The 18,679-nt window shown below is 64.5% G+C and carries 14 protein-coding genes; 9 read left to right on the top strand and 5 right to left on the bottom strand.

Annotated features, from left to right (window positions below; genetic code table 11):
• Positions 1 to 9: 9 nt before the first annotated feature.
• Positions 10 to 1,992, bottom strand: a complete 1,983-nt coding sequence (locus tag AC5Y5C_RS09215) for a glycosyltransferase (RefSeq protein WP_499971140.1) — start codon at positions 1,990 to 1,992, stop codon at positions 10 to 12.
• Between the two features lie 5 nt (positions 1,993 to 1,997).
• Positions 1,998 to 3,473, bottom strand: a complete 1,476-nt coding sequence (locus tag AC5Y5C_RS09210) for a flippase (protein WP_499971138.1) — start codon at positions 3,471 to 3,473, stop codon at positions 1,998 to 2,000.
• Positions 3,474 to 3,505: 32 nt separating this feature from the next.
• Here AC5Y5C_RS09210 and AC5Y5C_RS09205 point away from each other — a divergent pair, with 32 nt between their 5' ends.
• Positions 3,506 to 4,582: a glycosyltransferase family 4 protein gene (locus AC5Y5C_RS09205; RefSeq protein ID WP_134087506.1), complete on the top strand. Its 1,077-nt coding sequence runs from the start codon at positions 3,506 to 3,508 to the stop codon at positions 4,580 to 4,582.
• Here AC5Y5C_RS09205 and AC5Y5C_RS09200 read toward each other — a convergent pair whose 3' ends face one another.
• Positions 4,583 to 5,392, bottom strand: a complete 810-nt coding sequence (locus tag AC5Y5C_RS09200; protein WP_499971135.1) for a WecB/TagA/CpsF family glycosyltransferase — start codon at positions 5,390 to 5,392, stop codon at positions 4,583 to 4,585.
• Positions 5,393 to 5,522: 130 nt separating this feature from the next.
• Between AC5Y5C_RS09200 and AC5Y5C_RS09195 the strand changes: the two genes are divergently transcribed.
• The 8 genes from AC5Y5C_RS09195 (at position 5,523) to AC5Y5C_RS09160 (ending at position 15,508) form a co-directional block, all read left to right on the top strand.
• Positions 5,523 to 6,449 carry a hypothetical protein gene (locus AC5Y5C_RS09195; RefSeq protein WP_499971134.1) on the top strand — a complete coding sequence of 309 codons (927 nt, stop codon included), beginning with the start codon at positions 5,523 to 5,525 and terminating at the stop codon, positions 6,447 to 6,449.
• On the top strand, positions 6,421 to 7,764 hold the full coding sequence (locus AC5Y5C_RS09190; RefSeq protein ID WP_499971133.1) for an O-antigen ligase family protein: 1,344 nt from the start codon (positions 6,421 to 6,423) through the stop codon (positions 7,762 to 7,764). The genes AC5Y5C_RS09195 and AC5Y5C_RS09190 overlap by 29 nt, the downstream gene beginning before the upstream one ends.
• Positions 7,725 to 9,098 carry a glutamate-1-semialdehyde 2,1-aminomutase gene (locus AC5Y5C_RS09185; protein ID WP_499971832.1) on the top strand — a complete coding sequence of 458 codons (1,374 nt, stop codon included), beginning with the start codon at positions 7,725 to 7,727 and terminating at the stop codon, positions 9,096 to 9,098. Before AC5Y5C_RS09190 ends, AC5Y5C_RS09185 begins: the two co-directional genes overlap by 40 nt.
• A gap of 129 nt (positions 9,099 to 9,227) precedes the next feature.
• Complete coding sequence (locus tag AC5Y5C_RS09180) at positions 9,228 to 10,682, top strand: cytochrome ubiquinol oxidase subunit I (RefSeq protein ID WP_499971131.1); 1,455 nt, start codon at positions 9,228 to 9,230, stop codon at positions 10,680 to 10,682.
• 30 nt (positions 10,683 to 10,712) lie between these two features.
• Positions 10,713 to 11,741: a cytochrome d ubiquinol oxidase subunit II gene (gene cydB, locus AC5Y5C_RS09175; protein WP_499971130.1), complete on the top strand. Its 1,029-nt coding sequence runs from the start codon at positions 10,713 to 10,715 to the stop codon at positions 11,739 to 11,741.
• Complete coding sequence (gene cydD / locus AC5Y5C_RS09170; RefSeq protein WP_499971129.1) at positions 11,738 to 13,402, top strand: thiol reductant ABC exporter subunit CydD; 1,665 nt, start codon at positions 11,738 to 11,740, stop codon at positions 13,400 to 13,402. Before cydB ends, cydD begins: the two co-directional genes overlap by 4 nt.
• Complete coding sequence (gene cydC / locus AC5Y5C_RS09165) at positions 13,386 to 15,038, top strand: thiol reductant ABC exporter subunit CydC (protein ID WP_499971127.1); 1,653 nt, start codon at positions 13,386 to 13,388, stop codon at positions 15,036 to 15,038. The genes cydD and cydC overlap by 17 nt, the downstream gene beginning before the upstream one ends.
• Positions 15,035 to 15,508 carry a DUF4190 domain-containing protein gene (locus AC5Y5C_RS09160; protein ID WP_499971126.1) on the top strand — a complete coding sequence of 158 codons (474 nt, stop codon included), beginning with the start codon at positions 15,035 to 15,037 and terminating at the stop codon, positions 15,506 to 15,508. The genes cydC and AC5Y5C_RS09160 overlap by 4 nt, the downstream gene beginning before the upstream one ends.
• Before the next feature lie 3 nt (positions 15,509 to 15,511).
• Here AC5Y5C_RS09160 and AC5Y5C_RS09155 read toward each other — a convergent pair whose 3' ends face one another.
• Together AC5Y5C_RS09155 and AC5Y5C_RS09150 are read right to left on the bottom strand one after the other, a co-directional pair.
• Positions 15,512 to 17,206, bottom strand: a complete 1,695-nt coding sequence (locus tag AC5Y5C_RS09155; RefSeq protein WP_499971125.1) for a purine-cytosine permease family protein — start codon at positions 17,204 to 17,206, stop codon at positions 15,512 to 15,514.
• Positions 17,207 to 17,262: 56 nt separating this feature from the next.
• Positions 17,263 to 18,672, bottom strand: coding sequence for a bifunctional lysylphosphatidylglycerol flippase/synthetase MprF (locus tag AC5Y5C_RS09150; protein WP_499971123.1), 1,410 nt, complete (start codon positions 18,670 to 18,672; stop codon positions 17,263 to 17,265).
• Between the last annotated feature and the right edge of the window lie 7 nt (positions 18,673 to 18,679).

The raw sequence follows: 18,679 nt of genomic DNA, 5'->3' as shown, positions 1-18,679 counted from the left end.
CATCTAGCCTCAGTCCTTGAACACCGCGGTAAAGGCCTGCTCGTACGAGTCAGCCATCGTCTCGATCGTGTACAGGTCGCGCATTCGGGCAAAGCCGTTGCGTCCCAAGCTTGTCAAACGCTCGGGAGCGGCAAGGACGTTCCTGAGTGCGGCGCGCCACGACGCTACATCGATGGGGTCGACCACCACGCCGCTGCCCTCGTCGAGCATGTCGGGGACCGAGCACACCGCAGAGCCGATAACCGGTACGGCGCGTGCCATCGCTTCGAGGATCACCAGCGGAAAGGCCTCGCTTCGGCTGGGCACGCACAGCACATCGCAATCAGCCAGCGCATGCTCAGGTCCCGGAGACCAACCCCGCCACTGCACACGGTCGCGCACTGCCTCAGGAGTGAGCGCTTCCAGCCGTTCGCGGTCGGGTCCGTCTCCGAAAATGGATAGCTGCCAATCATATTCGGCGAGTCCGGCCAGCGCCTCCACCAGCAGATGCGGATTCTTGTGTTCGACAATGCGGGACAGCATCACGAAATGCAACGGGCCGCTCGGTGTTCTGCGCCCGGGCGCGCTCTCGGGAAGGTCGCGACGGCGGACAACGCCATTGGGGGCGGTGAAGAAACGTGTACCTACCCGTTGATGCGCCGACACCTCATCCCAGTGTCTGCGCGATAGTGCGATAAAGCCATCGGCCCGGCTCATCGCCGTTGCGAGTGGCGCCGAGTATGTACCGGTCTCCAACGTGGGCGGGATATGCGCCGCCACAAGCCATTTGCGATGCCGTCCGGCCGCGCGCCAGAGCGTCGCGGATCCGGTCTCGGTGTTGGTGTCTCCCGACACCAGGACCGCGGGTCCGGGGGCGGTCTCAAAGGTGGGACACCACCAGGGCTGGCGCACCACACGCACAGTCGGCGGGATCTCGGCCACCAACGGACCGAGCCGCTGCATGCACGCGATGGTTACCGAGTAGCCACGCCGGTCCAATTCGGTGGCCAGCAATACGTGCTGGCGTTCGGCTCCCCCATACACCAGCCGATTCGTGGTCAAGATTACTTGCGGGCGCGCCGCGCCGGTTCTGATCCGCGTCATGCGCGCGCGCCGGGCCCCGGGCTGCACCCGGTCCAGCACGGATGTCCCGGCCAGATAAAGATCGGCCGTGCGCGCTCCCTTCGAATGTTCAAGTGTCAGCGCAATATTGGCCCTCAGCAGATCATCGGAGCGGATGCTGCGCTGCCGATCTCCGGCGACGGTCCCCTTGGCGCTGTGCGTGACGCCGGGCTCATCGACAAGAACCAGCCGCCATCCCGCTGACCGCGCACGGAGCTGCCAGTCGGCTTCCTCGCCATAGAGGAAGAACTCCTCATCGAAGCCGCCAATCTCATTCCAGGCCCGCCGGTTGACCATGAGGCAGGCGCCCGTGAGATATCCGTCCACCTCGGTGGGGCGCGTCCCGTACAGCTCCGAGATGGCGCGGCCGCGCCAGGCCGGCGCATAACCCGCGCGTGACACCAGCGCCCGCAGCAAGTTGGGTGCGCGATGGCCGTTATCCCACGGGGACTCGCCGGGAAGGGGGATGGCGGGGGCTATCGGCGGCGCGGCCGCGGCCACCCCCGCATCGATCGCGACCCGGGCACGGGTCTGCGTGAGCGGCCCCGTCACAATCGCATCGGGGTTCAGTAGCAGCAGATGTGCGCCCGGCGCGAAGTCGGCCAATCTGTTCACCGCGGAGGCAAATCCGAGATTGTGTCCCGTGCCGTGCCAGTGCACGTCCGGGTAGGTCGCCCGAACCGCCTCCATCCCCGGGTAGTCCGGTCCGGAGTTATCCCACACGTGCACCGGCAGATCGCCGAGATGTTCGTGACAGGACCGCAGGCAGTCCTCGAGCAGATCCGGTCGGCGGTACGCCACGATGCATACCGCGATCCCCCCGTGTACCTCACCGGCCCGAGGGGCCGGCAAGTAGGCCCGGTTGAGCTCCTTGTGCCTTTTCCTAGCCATGGCGATCACCCATCAGAGGGCTCCTTGCGGAGCATTTCCCGAACATCTCGCAGGTGTACGGGGCCCGCCCACAGGGTCACCACCACATACACCCCGGCGGCGATGGCGGCGGCGATCAACTCGTGCATCCACTGCGCGGCAAGCAGGAGCGTGCCCACTGCCGCCGCCGTTGGTATGGCCAACCGCAGCAAGAACATCCACGGCGTGCGATAGGCCGTACAGGTGCTCAGCCTGATGGTGGCGGCAACCAAACCCACTACCTCGCTGGTCACCAGCGCGATAGCCGCACCCAGAGAGCCCAGGTGAGGGATGAGGGCAACGTTGAGAACGATGTTGCCGGCGAGATTGAAGACATTGAGGCGCAGCAGAAACGATTGATGATGCGCCGCGAACAGAGCCTGACTGACGGTGCCGGTCAGGAAGGTCAAGCCGACCGCGACCAGGAGCAACGGCATCACCAGGTTCGATTTGTCCACGAACTGTTCGGTACCCAGGAGCGCGACCAGATCGCGGCCCACGAAGAAGCCGACGACCGCGACCGGAACCGCGATGGCCAGCATCAATCCCATGGAACGCTCGATGAACGCCGCGAAGCGCTCACGCGAGGACGCGAACAGTCCCGTCATCGTGGACAGGGTGGCGCCCAAGAAGAAGTTCCCCACCAGCGACAGGGTGAACGCGGTCTGGTACGCCAGGCCATAGCGGCCGACCTCTGCGGGTGTGCTCAAGAGACTGAGTATCACGCCATCGATGCGCCAGTAGAGGACGCCGATGATGAGCACCATTGTCTGCGGCAGGCTTTCGCGTACGAGGACCCAGGTCTCTTTCGCGGACACGACGATTCGCAGCGGGGTGATCCGATGTGCCGCGATGGCTTGTATCACCAGCAGCGTGGCCGGTGCCGCCACCTGGGGCAACGCATACCAAACGTGCGCCGCGCCAACGGTTACCAGGATGATCGTGATCACGAGCATGGCTACCCGCGATAGCGTGTCCGCCAGCGCCACCGCGGAGAACCGGACCGAGGACATGAATATCGGGTTGAGGCAGCTCGACAATGTGGTCAGGGTGAGGCTCGCGCTGACGATCAGCAGCATCGACTGCACTTCTGGCTGATCCGCGTAGATCAGCCAGCCCGATAGGGCGGCCACGGCGGCAAGCGGGAGGCAATAGCTGAGTGAGAAGGCCAGATTGATACCGACCAACCGCTCCAGGCTTCCGGAACCCGCGGAGACACGTCGGACTATCACCACACCGATACCCAGCTCCGTCAGGCTGGTCCACAGCCCGATGAAGAAGATCGCGGAATTGAGATGCCCGTAGGACTCCGGGCCCAGCGCACGCGTAGTCAGCGCGATCGCGACGATGGACGTGATCGTCCCCAGTATGCGGCCACCCAGCTGCCATGCGATAGCACTGGCAATGCGCCGTCCAGATGCCGGCTCGGTAACAGGTGATCCATCAGTGCGCTCCGGCGTCATGTGCTACCTTGCGCCGACACGGGATGGGAACAATGCAACGACGACTGCACGCGTATGTGGCTTTGCCGCACGGCGTTTCGGCTTCGCAATGGGAGGTCAGGAACGGCGCCGATGAGGTGCCGGACCGGGCGCCGTACGGACTGCATCGATTGGCCAACTACGGCGTGACGCCGACATTCAGCGAGTTCTCGTTCGGGCGCCGCCTCGAGCGCGTGGCCGGTCACATTCGTTATCGCACCGGTGATCTGGAAATCCTGGAGGTCGTAGCCGACAGGGCGGCACGACGTGCGAGCGATGTCGTCTTCTGTTACGACGAGCGCACCGGCGTACCCGCGGCGGCCGCGGCGTCCATCCGGATGAGCCCACCGGTGGTGACCGGAGTGGGGTGGCTCACCGAGCCCGCAGACTTTCCGCCCGTTCATCGCGGACTGGCGCGCCACGCGCTGGCCCGTAGCGCGGCGGTTTTTTCGCAGTCCCCCCCTCAGGTCGAACTGCTGTCGCGTGCCTGGGGTGTCGACGATTCGCGGCTGCATTTCGCACCCGTGGGTATCGATACCGATTTCTATCGGGTGCAACCCTGGGCGAGCACGGCCACTCCCCTGGTCGTGAGCGCGGGCGAGGATGTTCACCGGGATCACGCGCTCCTTGTCCAGGCGGTTCTGACCGCCCGTGAACGTTGCCCAGGCCTCACACTCGAGTTGGCTACCGCGCTGCCGGTCAGCGCGCCGCCCGAGGTGGTCACGCTGCATACCGAGCGTCTCTACGGACGAATGCGCGATCTGTATCGCCGATCCACTGTGGTGGCGATCGCGGTACGCCCCGATGTGATTACCGGCTCTGGCCTGACGGTCGCCCTGGAGGCTATGGCCAGCGGGCGCCCGGTGGTGATGACGGACAATCCAGGGATAGCGCATTACGTCCGGCACAACGTCGACGGCGTTCTGGTACCACCGGGCGACCCCGACGCCTTCGCCCGGGCCATTGCGGAGCTGGCGTGCGATCCCGACCGCGCCCGCGCCCTCGGACAGGCGGGGGCACAGCGGGTGCGGGCGGAGTTCAGCTCCGAACGAATGGCTGAGCATTTTGCGAGCATTATCCATGGGGTTTAGCTACGACGCCTGCCAGGACCGTGCGGGGCCGACCGTGGCCTTCCGTAACCGCACGACGGACGCCGGCCCCTGTACCAGGTACCGCCGGGCCATGCGCCGTGGTTCACGGCCCAACCGATAGGACCACTCCAGTCCGCAGCGCTGCATCCATTCCGGCGCCCGCGTGACGGCACCGGCAAGAAAGTCCGCGGATGCGCCGAAGGCCAGCAGCACCGCGGCACCGGTGGTCACACCATGACCCGCAATCCACAGCTCCTGCAAAGGTTTTCCGAGCCCCACCACCAGCACGTCGGTGCCGGCGGCGGCGATGTCACCCGCCAGGGCCGCGCTGCGACCCGGGTCGGTGAGATCGACGCGATCGGGTGCCCACCAACCCGCGATCTCGAGGCCCGGATAGCGTTCGTCGAGCACCGCGCGCAGCCGGTCATGCATCTGCGGCAGTCCACCCAGGAATCCGACGCGCTGACCGGTGCGCGTCGCCTGGTCGAGAACCAGCGGCAACAGGTCGGCTCCGGTAATCCGCGGCCAGCTCCGCCGCGTCCTGAGGCGGGCACGCGCGACGATCGGTGCCCCGTCGGCAAGCATCAACCAGTCCAGCTGCGGCCCGAGCTCCGCGCAGTCCGGATTCGCACGCCCAGCGCCGAAGTGATGCAGATGGTCTAAGTTCACCGAGCCGACCACCAGCGGACGATCAGCAGACGCTGAGACACGCTGCGCCACGGCGGCGAGGACATCCCGGACAGAGCAAAGATCCACCGTCACCTGGGAGATCGTCACCCTCACCGGCGAGCCCAGTGCTTCTGTCGACACGGCGGACAGCCTAGCGTCGTTGATTCCATACAGCGGGCAAGTGTGGGTTATCCTCGTGACCAATAACGCTGGTTATGGGACGGCGCGGCTGCTGCGAATAGTCCGGACGATAGCGAGAGTCGGAGCGCCCGTGAACGTCAACGACCTGGTCAGGCGGATCTTGAACCGGCGAATTGCGCTGCTCGTGGTGGCCCTGTTGGTGTGCGGCGCGGGTGCATATGGATACACCACGGGAGTCACCGTTCGCGCGTCCACGGCCTCAGCTGTCGTCATACCGCCGCCCACATACTCCTCGACCGGTGACACCCTGGGCGCAAACCCCATGCTGAACCTCTCGCCGGAGAAGGCGCAGCTCGCCGGCATCCTCGCCACATCGATGTCCAGCCAGCCCGCGCAGGCCGCCATCGCGGCCGCCGCCCCGGGCGTGGACTACAAGGTCTCCAACACCATTGACCTGGGACCGAGCAATCAACAGCCGTCGCCTCAGGTATCGATTCTGGTGCTGTGCAGCGCCACATCCGACTGCCAGGCAGGTGCTGCGGCGCTCCTGGACGTTGCTCGCGACAATCTGGTGAAGCTCCAGGTGGGCGCGTCCGTCTCACCCGAGAACTGGGCCAGCCTCACGGTTCTGCAAGAACCCACCGCACCCGTCGTCATGTCCAACAGCGCGATCAAATCGGCAGGCTCCATGGCGGTCGCCGCACTGCTGGCGGGACTCATCGGGCTCCTGGTGTATGACGCGGTTGCGGCACGTCGTCGCAAAGAAAAACCTGCCGCCGCTCCGACCAAGACCAAGGCCCCGGCGAAGACTCCGACCACACCCACAACGGACGAGCCGTCCGCCGCCGCCACACCGATCGAGGAGCCGGCGCAGGCGGACGCGGGCGGCAATGGTCACGCAGTGGCAAATAAGCAGAAGGCCGTGATCATCGATGATGATCTGGACAACGTCGAGATCGACGACGAGGCACTTGCCCAAGTAGTGCTGAACTGGACCCCGCCCCGACTCACCGATTTCCGTAGCTGGCGTGACGACAAGCCTTCCTCGGACCGATAGCCCACGCGCCGTGGTGTCCGGCCGCCGGCTGGATACCGTCATATTTACGGCTGCGGCATTGATCGTGCTGCTGAGCACCCGGCAGGTGTACGCGGTCTACGCGTTGAAGGGACTGAGCCCCGCCCAGGTCGCACTGGTTCTCACCGGCGCGCTGGGTGCCTATTGGGTGCTATCGGGGCGTCGTCTTACCCTCGGCGCACAAGGGCTTTCGATCGCTCTCCTTGCCTCCTTGCTGACGACGGTGGTGTCGTTCAATGTCGTGACCACGCGGGTCCTGCCGCACCTCGCGCTGATTCAGGCCGGACAGGGCATCGCCGCCTTCGCGGTGACGGTGACCGCGCTCGTCGGCTTCGTCTTTCTCTTCGCCGCTCATCCCGAGAGCTCCGCGCGCACCATCGAGATCTTGTTGAAGGCGCTTGTCATCGGCGGTGCCATCACGGCGGCCCTGGCTCTCGTGCAGTTCGCGACCGGCCTCGACGTCGCGGCCATGATCCGGATTCCCGGCATCATGAAATTCGGCGATACGGGTGTCGCGCACGAGATTGTCCGTGAAGGTGTCGTCCGCGCGCAGGGTGCTGCAGCCCATGCCCTGGAGCTCAGTGCGGTGCTGACCACGATCGCCCCCGTCGGGGTGGCGCTCGTGTACAGCGCCAAGGCTGCAGGCAGAAAGACCTGGCCATGGGCCGCACTGACCATCATGGTGATGGCGGGCTCCGTGGTGACGGTTTCTCGTTCGGCCTTCATCGGATTGGCAGCGGCCATCCTCGTGATGTCGTGGCGCTGGCCGGTACGCCGACTCGTCGGGCTGGCGTGCGCCGCCGTGAGCGCGGCGGCTGTCGCCGCGGTGAGCGGGCTCGGCGTCTTCGACGCGATCGTCAGTACCTTCATGGGCAGCGCTGACGATCCGTCGCTGCAATCCCGCGCCCGTGGCATCGATTACGTGATGTCGCATTGGACAGAGCACTTCTGGCTGGGACAAGGATCGTTCACGTATCCGCTCGGGCCCGAGCAGCCAGTTCTCGACAACGAATACCTCAGCCGCCTCATCGAAGGCGGCATCTTGGGCTTGTTGACCCTGATCGTCCTGATGATCACGGCGATCATGTACGCCGCCGGCGCACGCAATCGCTGCCACGATGCACCCACCACAGAGTTGATCAACGGCGTACTGGGCGGACTCGTCGCGCTCACCGTCGTCGGCTCGGTGCTGGATATATCCGCTTTCCAACAAATTTCGATGATCCGGTGGCTGCTGATCGTGCTCGCGGGCGCGGCATGGGCGCTGATCCAACGCGACCAGGAAGTAGCGACGTGACGCACCGGGGATTCGATCAGTCGAACGCATGGCAGGCCCGGCTTCACGATACGGTGCCGGGAGGCGCACACACCTACGCGCGCGGCGCCGACCAATACCCCGTGGGCATGGCGCCGGTGCTGACCCATGGATCCGGTGCACACGTGTGGGATGTCGACGGCAATTCCTATGTCGAATACGGCATGGGGCTGCGTGCCATAACCCTCGGCCACGCGTATGGTCCCGTCGTCGAGTCCGTTCGCCAAACCCTGGACCGGGGAGTGAGCTTCAGCCGCCCAACGGTGTTAGAAGCAGAGGCGGCCGAGGATTTCCTGCACACCGTACCGACCGCCGAGATGGTCAAGTTCGCGAAGAACGGCTCGGACGTGACCACCGCGGCCATCCGTCTTGCCCGCGCCGTGACCGGACGTACGGTAGTCGCGGCCTGCCAGCAGCCGTTCTTCTCGACCGACGACTGGTTCATCGGCACCACCGAGATGAACGCGGGCATCCCGAAAACAGCGACGAATGACATAGTCCGATTCAACTACAACGATCTCACCACTCTGGCAACACTTTTCGACCGGCATCCGGGCGAGATCGCCTGCGTCATCATGGAGGCGGCCAGCGCGGCGGCCGAGCCCGACCCCGGATACCTGGAATCCGTGCGGGCGCTCTGCACCGACCATGGCGCGCTCCTAGTGTTCGACGAAATCATCACCGGATTCCGGTGGTCCCGAGCGGGCGCCCAGGCGGTCTACGGGGTGACCCCGGATCTATCGTGCTGGGGCAAGGCGATGGGTAATGGTTTTGCGATCGCCGCACTTGCCGGAAAACGGGAGTACATGGAGCGCGGTGGCCTGCGGACGGACGATCCCCGGACATTTCTGTTGTCCACCACCAATGGACCGGAGGCGGTGGGACTGGCCGCGTTTCGCGCGGTGGTCCGGTCCTATCGTGACGACGCCCCGGTCCGCGCGATGGAGGCCGCGGGCCGTAGTCTCGCCGATGGCGTCACCGAGATCGCTACGGAACTCGGTGTGGGCCAATATATCCGGATCGTTGGCCGCTCGTCGTGCCTCACCTTTACCAGCCTCGATCCAGACGGGCAGCCGTCACAGGCCTATCGCGCATTGCTGTTGCAGGAACTTCTGCGCCGTGGTGTGCTGGGGCAATCTTTTGTGATATCCGCCGCACACACCGCGTCCGATATCGAGTTGACCCTCGACGCCGTCCGGGGCGCCGCCGAGCTGTACCGGCGGGCTCTCGATGCGGGTAGTACCGACGGCTTCCTGCTAGGCCCGCCTGTTGCGCCGGCGTTACGCTCATACGCCGCACCCCGGCGGATCCCCTAACGTCGCCCTTCTTGTGGGTTCACGCGTTTACCGCCCCGCGTTCGTCTCACTGGCGTATTAGTAGATGTGGCCCGTATCGCGTTGATCTCAGATAGCAACTACTACTACGCTGCGTCGTAGGAGGTGGCGATGGACGCCCTGGATGTATCCCGATGGCAGTTCGGCATCACCACCGTGTACCACTTCATCTTGGTGCCGTTGACCATTGGACTGGCACCGCTTCTGGCCATCATGCAGACGGCATGGGTGGTCACCGGCAACAACGCCTGGTACCGGCTCACCCGCTTCTTCGGCAAGCTGTTTCTCATCAACTTCGCGTTGGGTGTGGCCACCGGCATCGTGCAGGAGTTCCAGTTTGGGATGAACTGGAGCGAGTACTCCCGCTTCGTGGGTGACGTGTTCGGCGCTCCGCTTGCTCTCGAAGGGCTCGTGGCCTTCTTCTTGGAGTCAACCTTCCTGGGTTTATGGATATTTGGATGGACGCGCCTGCCCAAGCTGGTGCACCTGGGATGTATCTGGATGGTGGCGATCGGGGTCAATGCCTCGGCCTTCTTCATCATCGCCGCGAACTCGTTCATGCAGCACCCGGTTGGTGCCGTCTACAACCCGGAGACTGGCCGGGCCGAGCTGACCAGCATCACCGAGCTCCTTACCAACAACACGGCCCTGGCCGCATTCCCGCACACCGTCGCCGGATCCTTGCTTACCGCAGGAACATTCGTTGCCGGCATCTGCGGTTGGTGGATGGTCCGCTCACACAAGCTCGGCACTCTGGAGGATGCGCGCACGATGTACCGGCCCGCCGCAATCGGCGCGTGTGCGGTCATGATCCTGTCCGGAGTCGCGCTGGCGGTCACTGGGGACGTCCAGGGCAAGCTGATGTTCCAGCAGCAGCCCATGAAAATGGCCTCGGCCGAATCCCTGTGTTACACCGAGAAAGACCCCAAGTTCTCGGTGTTAACGGTGGGTACCCACAACAACTGCGCCAGCGTCATACATGCCATTTCGGTGCCCTATGTCCTGCCGTTCCTGGCCGAAGGGAAGTTCACCGACGTCACCCTCAAGGGCGTGGAAGACCTGCAGAAGGAATACGAGCAGAAATTCGGGCCGCGCAACTATCGCCCGAATCTCTTTGTCACCTACTGGGCCTTTCGCGCGATGATCGGTCTGGCAGCGGGATCAGCCGTGCTGGCGTTGGCCGGACTGTGGGTCACCCGTCGCGGACGGATCCCCAGTCAGCGCTGGTTCGCCTGGCTCTCGATCCTGGCCATTCCCACGCCCTTCCTGGCGAACAGCGCCGGGTGGGTGTTCACCGAGATGGGGCGACAACCCTGGGTGGTTGCCCCCAATCCCACAGGGGTGGAACAGATCCGGCTTACCGTGGACGTGGCGGTCTCCCACCATTCCGCGGCGACGGTGTGGCTGTCCCTCATCACGTTCACCCTGCTTTACGGCGCGCTGGGGGTGGTGTGGTTCTGGCTCATCCGCCGATACACCATCGAAGGTCCGCTTGAACACGACACCGAGCCCGCTTCGCCCGTCACCGACGACGACAGCCTGAAACCGCTGTCCTTCGCCTATTAGCCCAACCTGTCGAGTAAGGAGGTTCCGAACATGAATCCGACAACATTGCAACAGTTCTGGTTCATCGTCGTGGCGGCGCTATTTCTCGGCTTCCTCGTACTCGAAGGTTTTGACTTCGGCGTCGGAATGCTCATGCATCCGCTGGGCCGCGGTGACGATCGCCGGCGACGTGCCGTCCTGAACACCATCGGGCCGGTATGGGATGGCAACGAGGTCTGGCTCATCACCGCGGGCGGCGCGATGTTCGCAGCCTTTCCGGACTGGTATGCGACAGTGTTCTCCGGCCTATACCTTCCGCTGCTGCTCATTCTCGTGGCCATGATCGTCAGGATCGTCGCCATCGAATGGCGAGGGAAGATCGACGACCCCGGATGGCGTGCTCGCTGCGACCTCGGGATAGCCATCGGATCCTGGATACCCGCCCTGCTGTGGGGTGTGGCGTTCTCGTCACTACTTGCCGGGCTTTCGGTGGACGGCGCCAAGCAGCTCAGCCTCACGCTCGGCGACGTGCTCAGGCCGTATGTCCTCCTGGGTGGCGTTGTTTTCGTGGGGCTCTTTGCCTTTCACGGGGCACTGTTCATCTCGCTCAAGACCGCGGGCGCGGTCCGCGACGACGCCGTCTCCATAGCGCGCACACTGGCGATTCCCGTAATTGCCGCTGCGGGTGGATACGGATTATGGACGCAGCTCGCCTACGGCAAGAGCTGGACGTGGATCGCGCTCGCGATAGCAGCGTTGTCGCTGGTGGCGGCAGCGGCCGCGTCACGAGTCTCTCGCGACGGCTGGGCCTTCGCCTGCACATGTCTGACGGTGGTCGCGGTCGTCGTCCTGTTGTTCGGCTCCCTGTACCCCAATCTCATTGTCTCCAGCCTTGATCCGGCTTACAACCTGACAGTGACATCCGCGTCGTCAAGCCCGTACACACTCCGGGTGATGAGCTGGGCGGCGGCGGTCACAGCTCCCGTTGTGCTGATCTACCAAGGCTGGACATATTGGGTGTTCCGGCAGCGCATCTCGGCGGACCAGATTCCAGATCCGGTCGGGTTACCCGTGCGATGACGACATCGCGCAGTGCTCCGGTCGATCCACGACTGTGGCGCCGCAGCGCCCCCGCCCGCCGCTACCTGATCCTGACGGTGCTGTGCGAGCTGGCGATGACGGCCTGCACGCTCGCGATCGCGGTGGTTCTGGCACGCGCCCTTGCCCGGCTGATCGCCGATCCCGCGTCGCGTGACATGGCCCATATGGCACAGCCCCTCACCATCCTGGCCGTGCTCTGGATTCTCCGGGCCGCGGCCCAGGGTGTGCAGACCCGGTTCAGCGAGCGAGGTGCGGCCGGCGTCATCGCTGACCTGGATGACCAGCTGTTGACCACCATTGCCGGGGCACAGCCGCGTGAGCTGGAACGGTGTCGGGACGCGGCCACGACGGTATTGACCCGGGGACTGGACGATCTGCGCCCCTACTTCGCCGGTTACCTGCCCGCAGTGCTCAGTGCCGCGATCGTGACGCCCACCGCGGCGGTGGTGATCGCACTATCCGATATCCGATCGGCCATCATCGTCGCGATCACCCTGCCGCTGATACCGATCTTCATGATCCTCATCGGCATGCTCACCCGGGATCGTGCAGAGGCCGCACTGAACGCCTCGACTGCCGTCACTGGTCAGATTCTGGATTTGATAGCCGGCATCCCGACCCTTCGTGCGCTCGGACGCACCGCGACGCCACTGCGCCGCATCACCGAACTCGGTGCTTCTCAGCGTCATTCCGTAATGGCCACGCTCCGGGTGGCGTTCTTGTCGGCGATGGTGCTCGAAATGATCGCGACCCTCAGCGTCGCGCTCATCGCGGTGAGTATCGGCATGCGCTTGGTCTTCGGACACCTCGATCTCACCACCGCGCTGACAGTCCTGATTTTGGCGCCCGAGGTGTACTGGCCGATGCGGCGCGTCGGAATCCAATTCCACAGCGCCGCCGATGGTAAGGCCGCCGCGGACAAGACCTTCGAACTTCTCGACACCATCGGCCCCTCCGCTTCCGATGACGGAACAGAGACACCGCACCTACGGCCGCTGATCGAGCTGCACGCCGTCAGCGTGACAGACCGAAACGGTTATGCACCATGGGAATTGACCGCGACAATCCGGCCCGGCGCCGTTACGGTACTCACCGGCCACAATGGCGCCGGAAAGTCGACAGTGCTGCATGCGATTACCGGCCTCACCACACCCGCGCAGGGCGAGGTTCTCGTGGACGGGATATCGCTTGATCAGATCCAGCGCGACACGTGGTGGTCGATGATCGGATGGCTGCCCCAACGCCCCGTGCTCCTACCCGGCACAATCCGCGAGAACTTAGAAATATTCGGGCCGCTGAACGATCTCGAATCCGCGCTTGCCGACAGCCAGTTCGATAGCACCCTGGTGACACTGCGAGACGGATTGGATACCCGCCTCGGTGCGGGCGGTGCAGGGCTATCACTGGGTGAGCGTCAGCGACTGTGCCTGGCCCGCACGCTCGGCACCAATCGGATGATCCTGTTGCTTGACGAACCCACGGCGCACCTGGACGCCGATACCGAGGCCTCCGTGCTGGCCGCACTGGTCACCCGCGCCCGCCGCGGCGCCACGGTGGTGCTGGTGGGTCATCGCGCGCCTGTTCTGGCCGCCGCCGACGACGTATTCACCGTGCAGGCAAGACATGCCGCGCATCTCTGATCCGTTACGGCACTGGCTGATCGCACTGCGGGTGCGGCCGGCGCGGCTGGCCGTCGCCGTGACATATGGTGTGCTGGCCATGGGGAGTGCACTGGCGCTTGCCGGTTTGTCGGCGTGGTTGATCACCCGGGCTTGGCAGATGCCACCGGTTCTCGATCTGTCCGTGGCTGTCGTTGCGGTGCGCGCACTGGGTATTTCCCGTGGTATCTGGCGCTACTGCGAACGGCTGGCCGGTCACGATATCGCGTTACGGGGCGCGGCCACCGTCCGTACGCATGTGTACGCACGCCTGATCGGCGGTTCGGCCGGCTCGCTGCGCAAGGGTGCGGTGCTCGATCGCATCGGCGCAGACATCGACGAGCTTGCAGAGACCGTCGTACGCAGCGTCATCCCGGCCGCGGTGGCCGGGGTGCTCGGCGTCACGGCCACCGTGACCGTTGCGCTGATATCGATACCTGCCGCAGCCATCTTGGCGTGTGCCCTACTGGTCGCCGATGTGCTGGCACCGGCGTTGGCGTCCCGCGCAGCCCGTGCACGGGAGACACGCGGTGCCCGGGCACGCGCCCTGCAGGCCGAGATGACGGTCGAGATCCTCGATCATGCCCCCGAACTGCGAGTCACAGGCCTTCTCCCCCGTCGGCTCGACGTGGCGCGCCAACGCCGCACAGACTGGGCCGCGGCACAGGACGCCGCCGCCGCTCCTGCCGCATGGTCGGCGGCGGCGCCCGTTCTTGCCGTCGGAGCTGCCGTGGTCGGGGCCTTGGCAGCAGCGATCGAGCTAGCCGGCCACATCGCACCCACGACTCTTGCCATCCTCGTGCTGTTGCCGCTCGCCGCGTTCGAGGCCTCCACCGCGCTGCCCGCGGCGGCCATCGGGATCGCCCGTTCGCGGGCATCGGCGCGTCACCTGCAAGAGCTGGCGGCCGGAGAGGGCTGCGCATCCGCGCCGATCGATGTGATGCCGAACAGCGGCACGGCCGGCTTATCGCTCGAATGCGTCCAACTGTGTTGGCGCAGCGGTCGTTCGACGTCGGGCCCACTGTCGTTCCGGCTGCCGGCGGGCGCTCGGATGGCGGTCACCGGTGCCAGCGGTATCGGCAAGACATCACTGCTGACAACACTCGCCGGCCTCGCACCGCCGGCCTCTGGTGCCATCCGGCTGGGCGGCGAGGCATACGGGGGCATCACGCCTGCGGAGCTGCCCTCGTTCATCAAGTTTTTCGCCGAGGACGCGCACCTTTTCGCGACCACGGTGCGCGACAACCTTCTTATCGCGCGGGGTAATGCCGCCGATGGCGAACTGATGGACGCGCTGTCCGACGTGGGTCTCGGGCCCTGGATCGAGTCGTTGCCGCAGGGTCTGGATACGGTGTTGACCGCAGGTGCGGCCTCGGTGTCGGGCGGGCAACGCCGACGGCTGCTGCTCGCCCGGGCACTGTTATCCGACGTGCCTGTGCTGCTGTTGGACGAACCCACTGAACATCTGGACGGACATTCCGCCGAGACGTTTCTGCGGGAGTTGTTGGACGCCAAGAGCTCACTGCTTGCGGGGCGGACGGTCCTGGTGGCGACCCACCATCTGCCCGATTCAGTAACCTGCCTGCGCATCCAACTCGGCGATACAGTGCAGGTATGACGGAAACGCCGCCTCCGCCCCCGCCGTACCAGCCGCCGGGCGGGTACCCCGCCTATCCGTACCCTTACGGGGCGCCTGGAATGCCGGTTCCCCCACCGGCTCCCCAGAACGGCTTCGGGGTGGGGGCACTGGTCGTCGGAATCATCGCCATTCTCTTGTCGTGCACCGTCTTCGGCGGATTTCTCGGCGGGCTCGTCGCGGTGGGCCTCGGTATCGTGGGCGTGCGCAGGGTCAAGCGCGCGGAGGCAAACAACCGTGGCGTGGCGATCTCCGGCATCGCGCTCGGTAGCCTGGCCATACTGCTGTCCACGCTCCTTGTGGTCTTCACCTTGGTTTTCATGAAGTCGGCCGGTTTGAGCGACTTCATCGGATGCATCTCTGCTGCGAAGGGTGATCAAACCAAGACCACCCAATGCCAGAACGACTTCGAGAAACGAATGAATCAGAAGGCCGGTACGCCCGCCACCTGATCCCTACGTAACAGGCGGATCGGCTGGCAGCAGATGCTCGCCGGCACGATCAGTGGCCAGGCTGAGCGATGAGATGTACTGCTTCGCACCGTCTGGTCCGGGCTTGGCGGAAGCGACCATGTCGGGACGCTCGAACTCGATTCCGCTGACCGCGCAATGAAGCAACGCATCCGAAGGGTTCCCGTACTCGTCGTACATCGGCAGGTCGATACCGTCATTGGTGCGACGCAGGTAGTACTTGCCGCGCGTCGCGACCGCAAGGATGGGCGGCAGCACAAAGGCGATCACGACGGCCACGATCGGCGAGTAGGGACGAATGGCCTCTCCGAATACTCCGAAGAAGACCAGAATCGAGATGCCGGCCGAGAGCAGCATGGAGACGAATCCGACCGGATTGACGTCGTAGAGCATGCCGCGCCGGAACTCAGGTTCCTTGGGCGACAGCTTCAGAACGTATTTGTTGATCGCGATATCGGTCGCCACCGTCACCACCCAAGCCATACCGCAATTGGCGTAGAACCCCAGAATGGTGTTGAGGAAGTCGAACATGTTGGCTTCCATCAGCACCAGCGCGATCAGCAGGTTGAACAGCACGAACACCAATCGGCCCGGATAGTGCTTGGTGATGCGGGTGAACGAATTGGTCCAGGCCAACGAACCCGAGTAGGCGTTGGTGACATTGATCTTGATCTGGCTGATGACCACCAGAATCACGGCCAACGTGATGGCCAGCCAGTGCGGCATCATGTTCTGGTAGATCTCCAGGAACTGATGCACCGGCTGGTTGGCTACCGCGGCACCGCCCGCGACGTTGGCGATGAGATATACCGCCAGGAAGAGCCCGATCACCTGCTTGATGGCCCCGAACAGCACCCAGCCGGGTCCCGCCAACAACATTGCCGTCCACCAGCGGCGGCTGTTTTCGGGCGTCTTGGGCGGCATGAACCGCAGATAGTCGATCTGTTCGGCGATCTGCGCTATCAGGGACAGACACACGCCGGCGGCGAGCATGATCGACCCCAGGTTGACCCCCTGCGCCTCCTTGCCTCCGTAGGCGAAGAAGGTGCCGATCGAATCCGGATGGCGCACCACGAGATACACGAACGGGATGACCATCATGACCAACCACAACGGGGTAGTCCACACCTGGAGCACCGAGAGCGCCTTCATCCCGTAGATGACCAGCGGAATGATGATGATCGTGGACACCGCATATCCGATGGGTAGCGGTACGCCGAGCCCCAGTTTGAGGCCCTGAGCCATGATCGAGCCCTCGAGCGCGAAAAATATGAATGTGAACGTCGCATAGATGATGTTCGTGACAATGCTGCCGTAGTAGCCGAATCCGCTTCCGCGCGTGATTAAATCGAGATCGATATTGTAGCGGGCGGCGTAGTAGGACACCGGGATTCCAGTCAGGATGATGATGACCGCAAAAACCCCGATGCCCCACAACGCATTTCCGGTGCCGTAGGACATTCCGATATTGGCACCGATCGCGAAGTCCGCCAGGTAAGCGATGCCACCCAGAGCGGTCACCCCCACCACCGCAGGGCTCCACCGGCGGAAACGCCGCGGCGCGAATCGAAGGGTGTAGTCCTCCAATGTCTCCCGCAGGGCCGCACTTTCCGCGGCATCGTGGGTGGACGGAGCAGACGAAACGGGTGCGGAGGCAGTCGTATCGAGAGTGTCGGTCACGCGGACAGCCTGTCGATCGCCCAAGTCGTGCGCGTTTTCCCGACGTTAATCTCCTGTTACGCAGGCTCCCCAGCAGGTGTTTTCGGGCGCAACCGTGGGTTGAATTCCAGGCTCAGCAACGCGAATGCGACCAGCGGCAGTGTGGACATCTGCACGAGCACGTAGCGCCGGTCACCCAACGCGTGGAACTTGCGCAGGTATCGGTACAGGGACTCCAGCGCGATGAGCGGGTCGAGCAGATGAATCGCCGAGTAGCAGAGCTCCTGCACCCGGGTGCGGTCCTTCTCAGCGAAGATTTCCGGGAATGCCGCGAACGCCAGTGACAGGCGGCGGGCGCCTTCAGTCTTCGCGATCGCGATCATGTCGATCGTCAGTCGCTCGTCAATGCCGTTGGGCGCACCGGGGCGCCGCCACGGCACGTCGAGCGACACATCGGTGCCGCCCCCAGTGGTCGCATAGCGGTGAAATCCTTGCACCACGCCATGACTGTCGCGGGCAATGATCAGCCTGATGCCGGGATAACGGCCGAGTAACGCGCCGTCGAGAATCATCGAGAAGCCACGCTCGAAACGACCTCCATGCGAAAGTTCCATCACGTGTTGAAGTTCGTTGCGCAGTGCGCCATCGACAGAGCGCTCGTCGACTATCTCGGTGGTGACCCCCGAGTTGTGCGTGCGCTGCATGCCTTGGCGCAGATTCCGATACTTGCGACCCGCCATGTCAAAGGTTTGCACGTCGACGACGACATCGCGACCCACTGCCATGGCGTGTAACGGATGCCCCACGGCGCCCGCGTCAGTCCACAGCGGCAGGCGGCGTTCACTGCACCCCAGGACTGCGATGCGCCAGCCATGAGAGCGACACATGGCCGCAAAGTCGCGCACCAGGGACGGAAACCTGGATTCGTCTCCGATCGGGTCTCCCCCGACCACGGCGAATCCGGCGCGTGTCCGATACGCGATTGCCGCGGTGCGATCCGTATTGAAGTAGTAGGACTTGAGGGAGTGCATGGCAAAGGCGGCCAACGGGTCGTCACTGGTTCTGGCCACCAGCGCGCCAATCTCGGCCAAGGCCTCGGGCTGCGCCGGCGCCGATGTCGGCCACATCAGGATGAGGCCGGCGGCGGCCATCAGCGCATCGCCGGTGCGCTCGAACTGCAGGACACCGGCTCCCAACGCCATCAGCACGGCTGTCCCCGCCCACGCCGCGTGACCGTAGGTGACCGGTCGTCCCAGGAAAATGCCTCGGGCGATGAACCCGACGCAGAACAGAACGGTGAGCGGCCATAAGATTTCGTCGAAATCGGGTTGCTTCGGGTACCCGGAATGGGCAACCAATAACACCAGCCATCCCGCGGCAAACAGAACCGCAACAGCGCTTACGAAGCGCGCCCGCCGCGAATCACTGTGAACTGCAATGCGTTCGGCGATGCGCACATGAGTGGTAACGGCTGACGGTTCCAGCATTCCGCCA

It is taken from the genome of Mycobacterium sp. NGS15, from assembly GCF_059813245.1.
The sequence above is the reverse complement of the archived record's forward strand: the minus strand, read 5'-3'. Positions and strand labels throughout refer to the sequence as shown.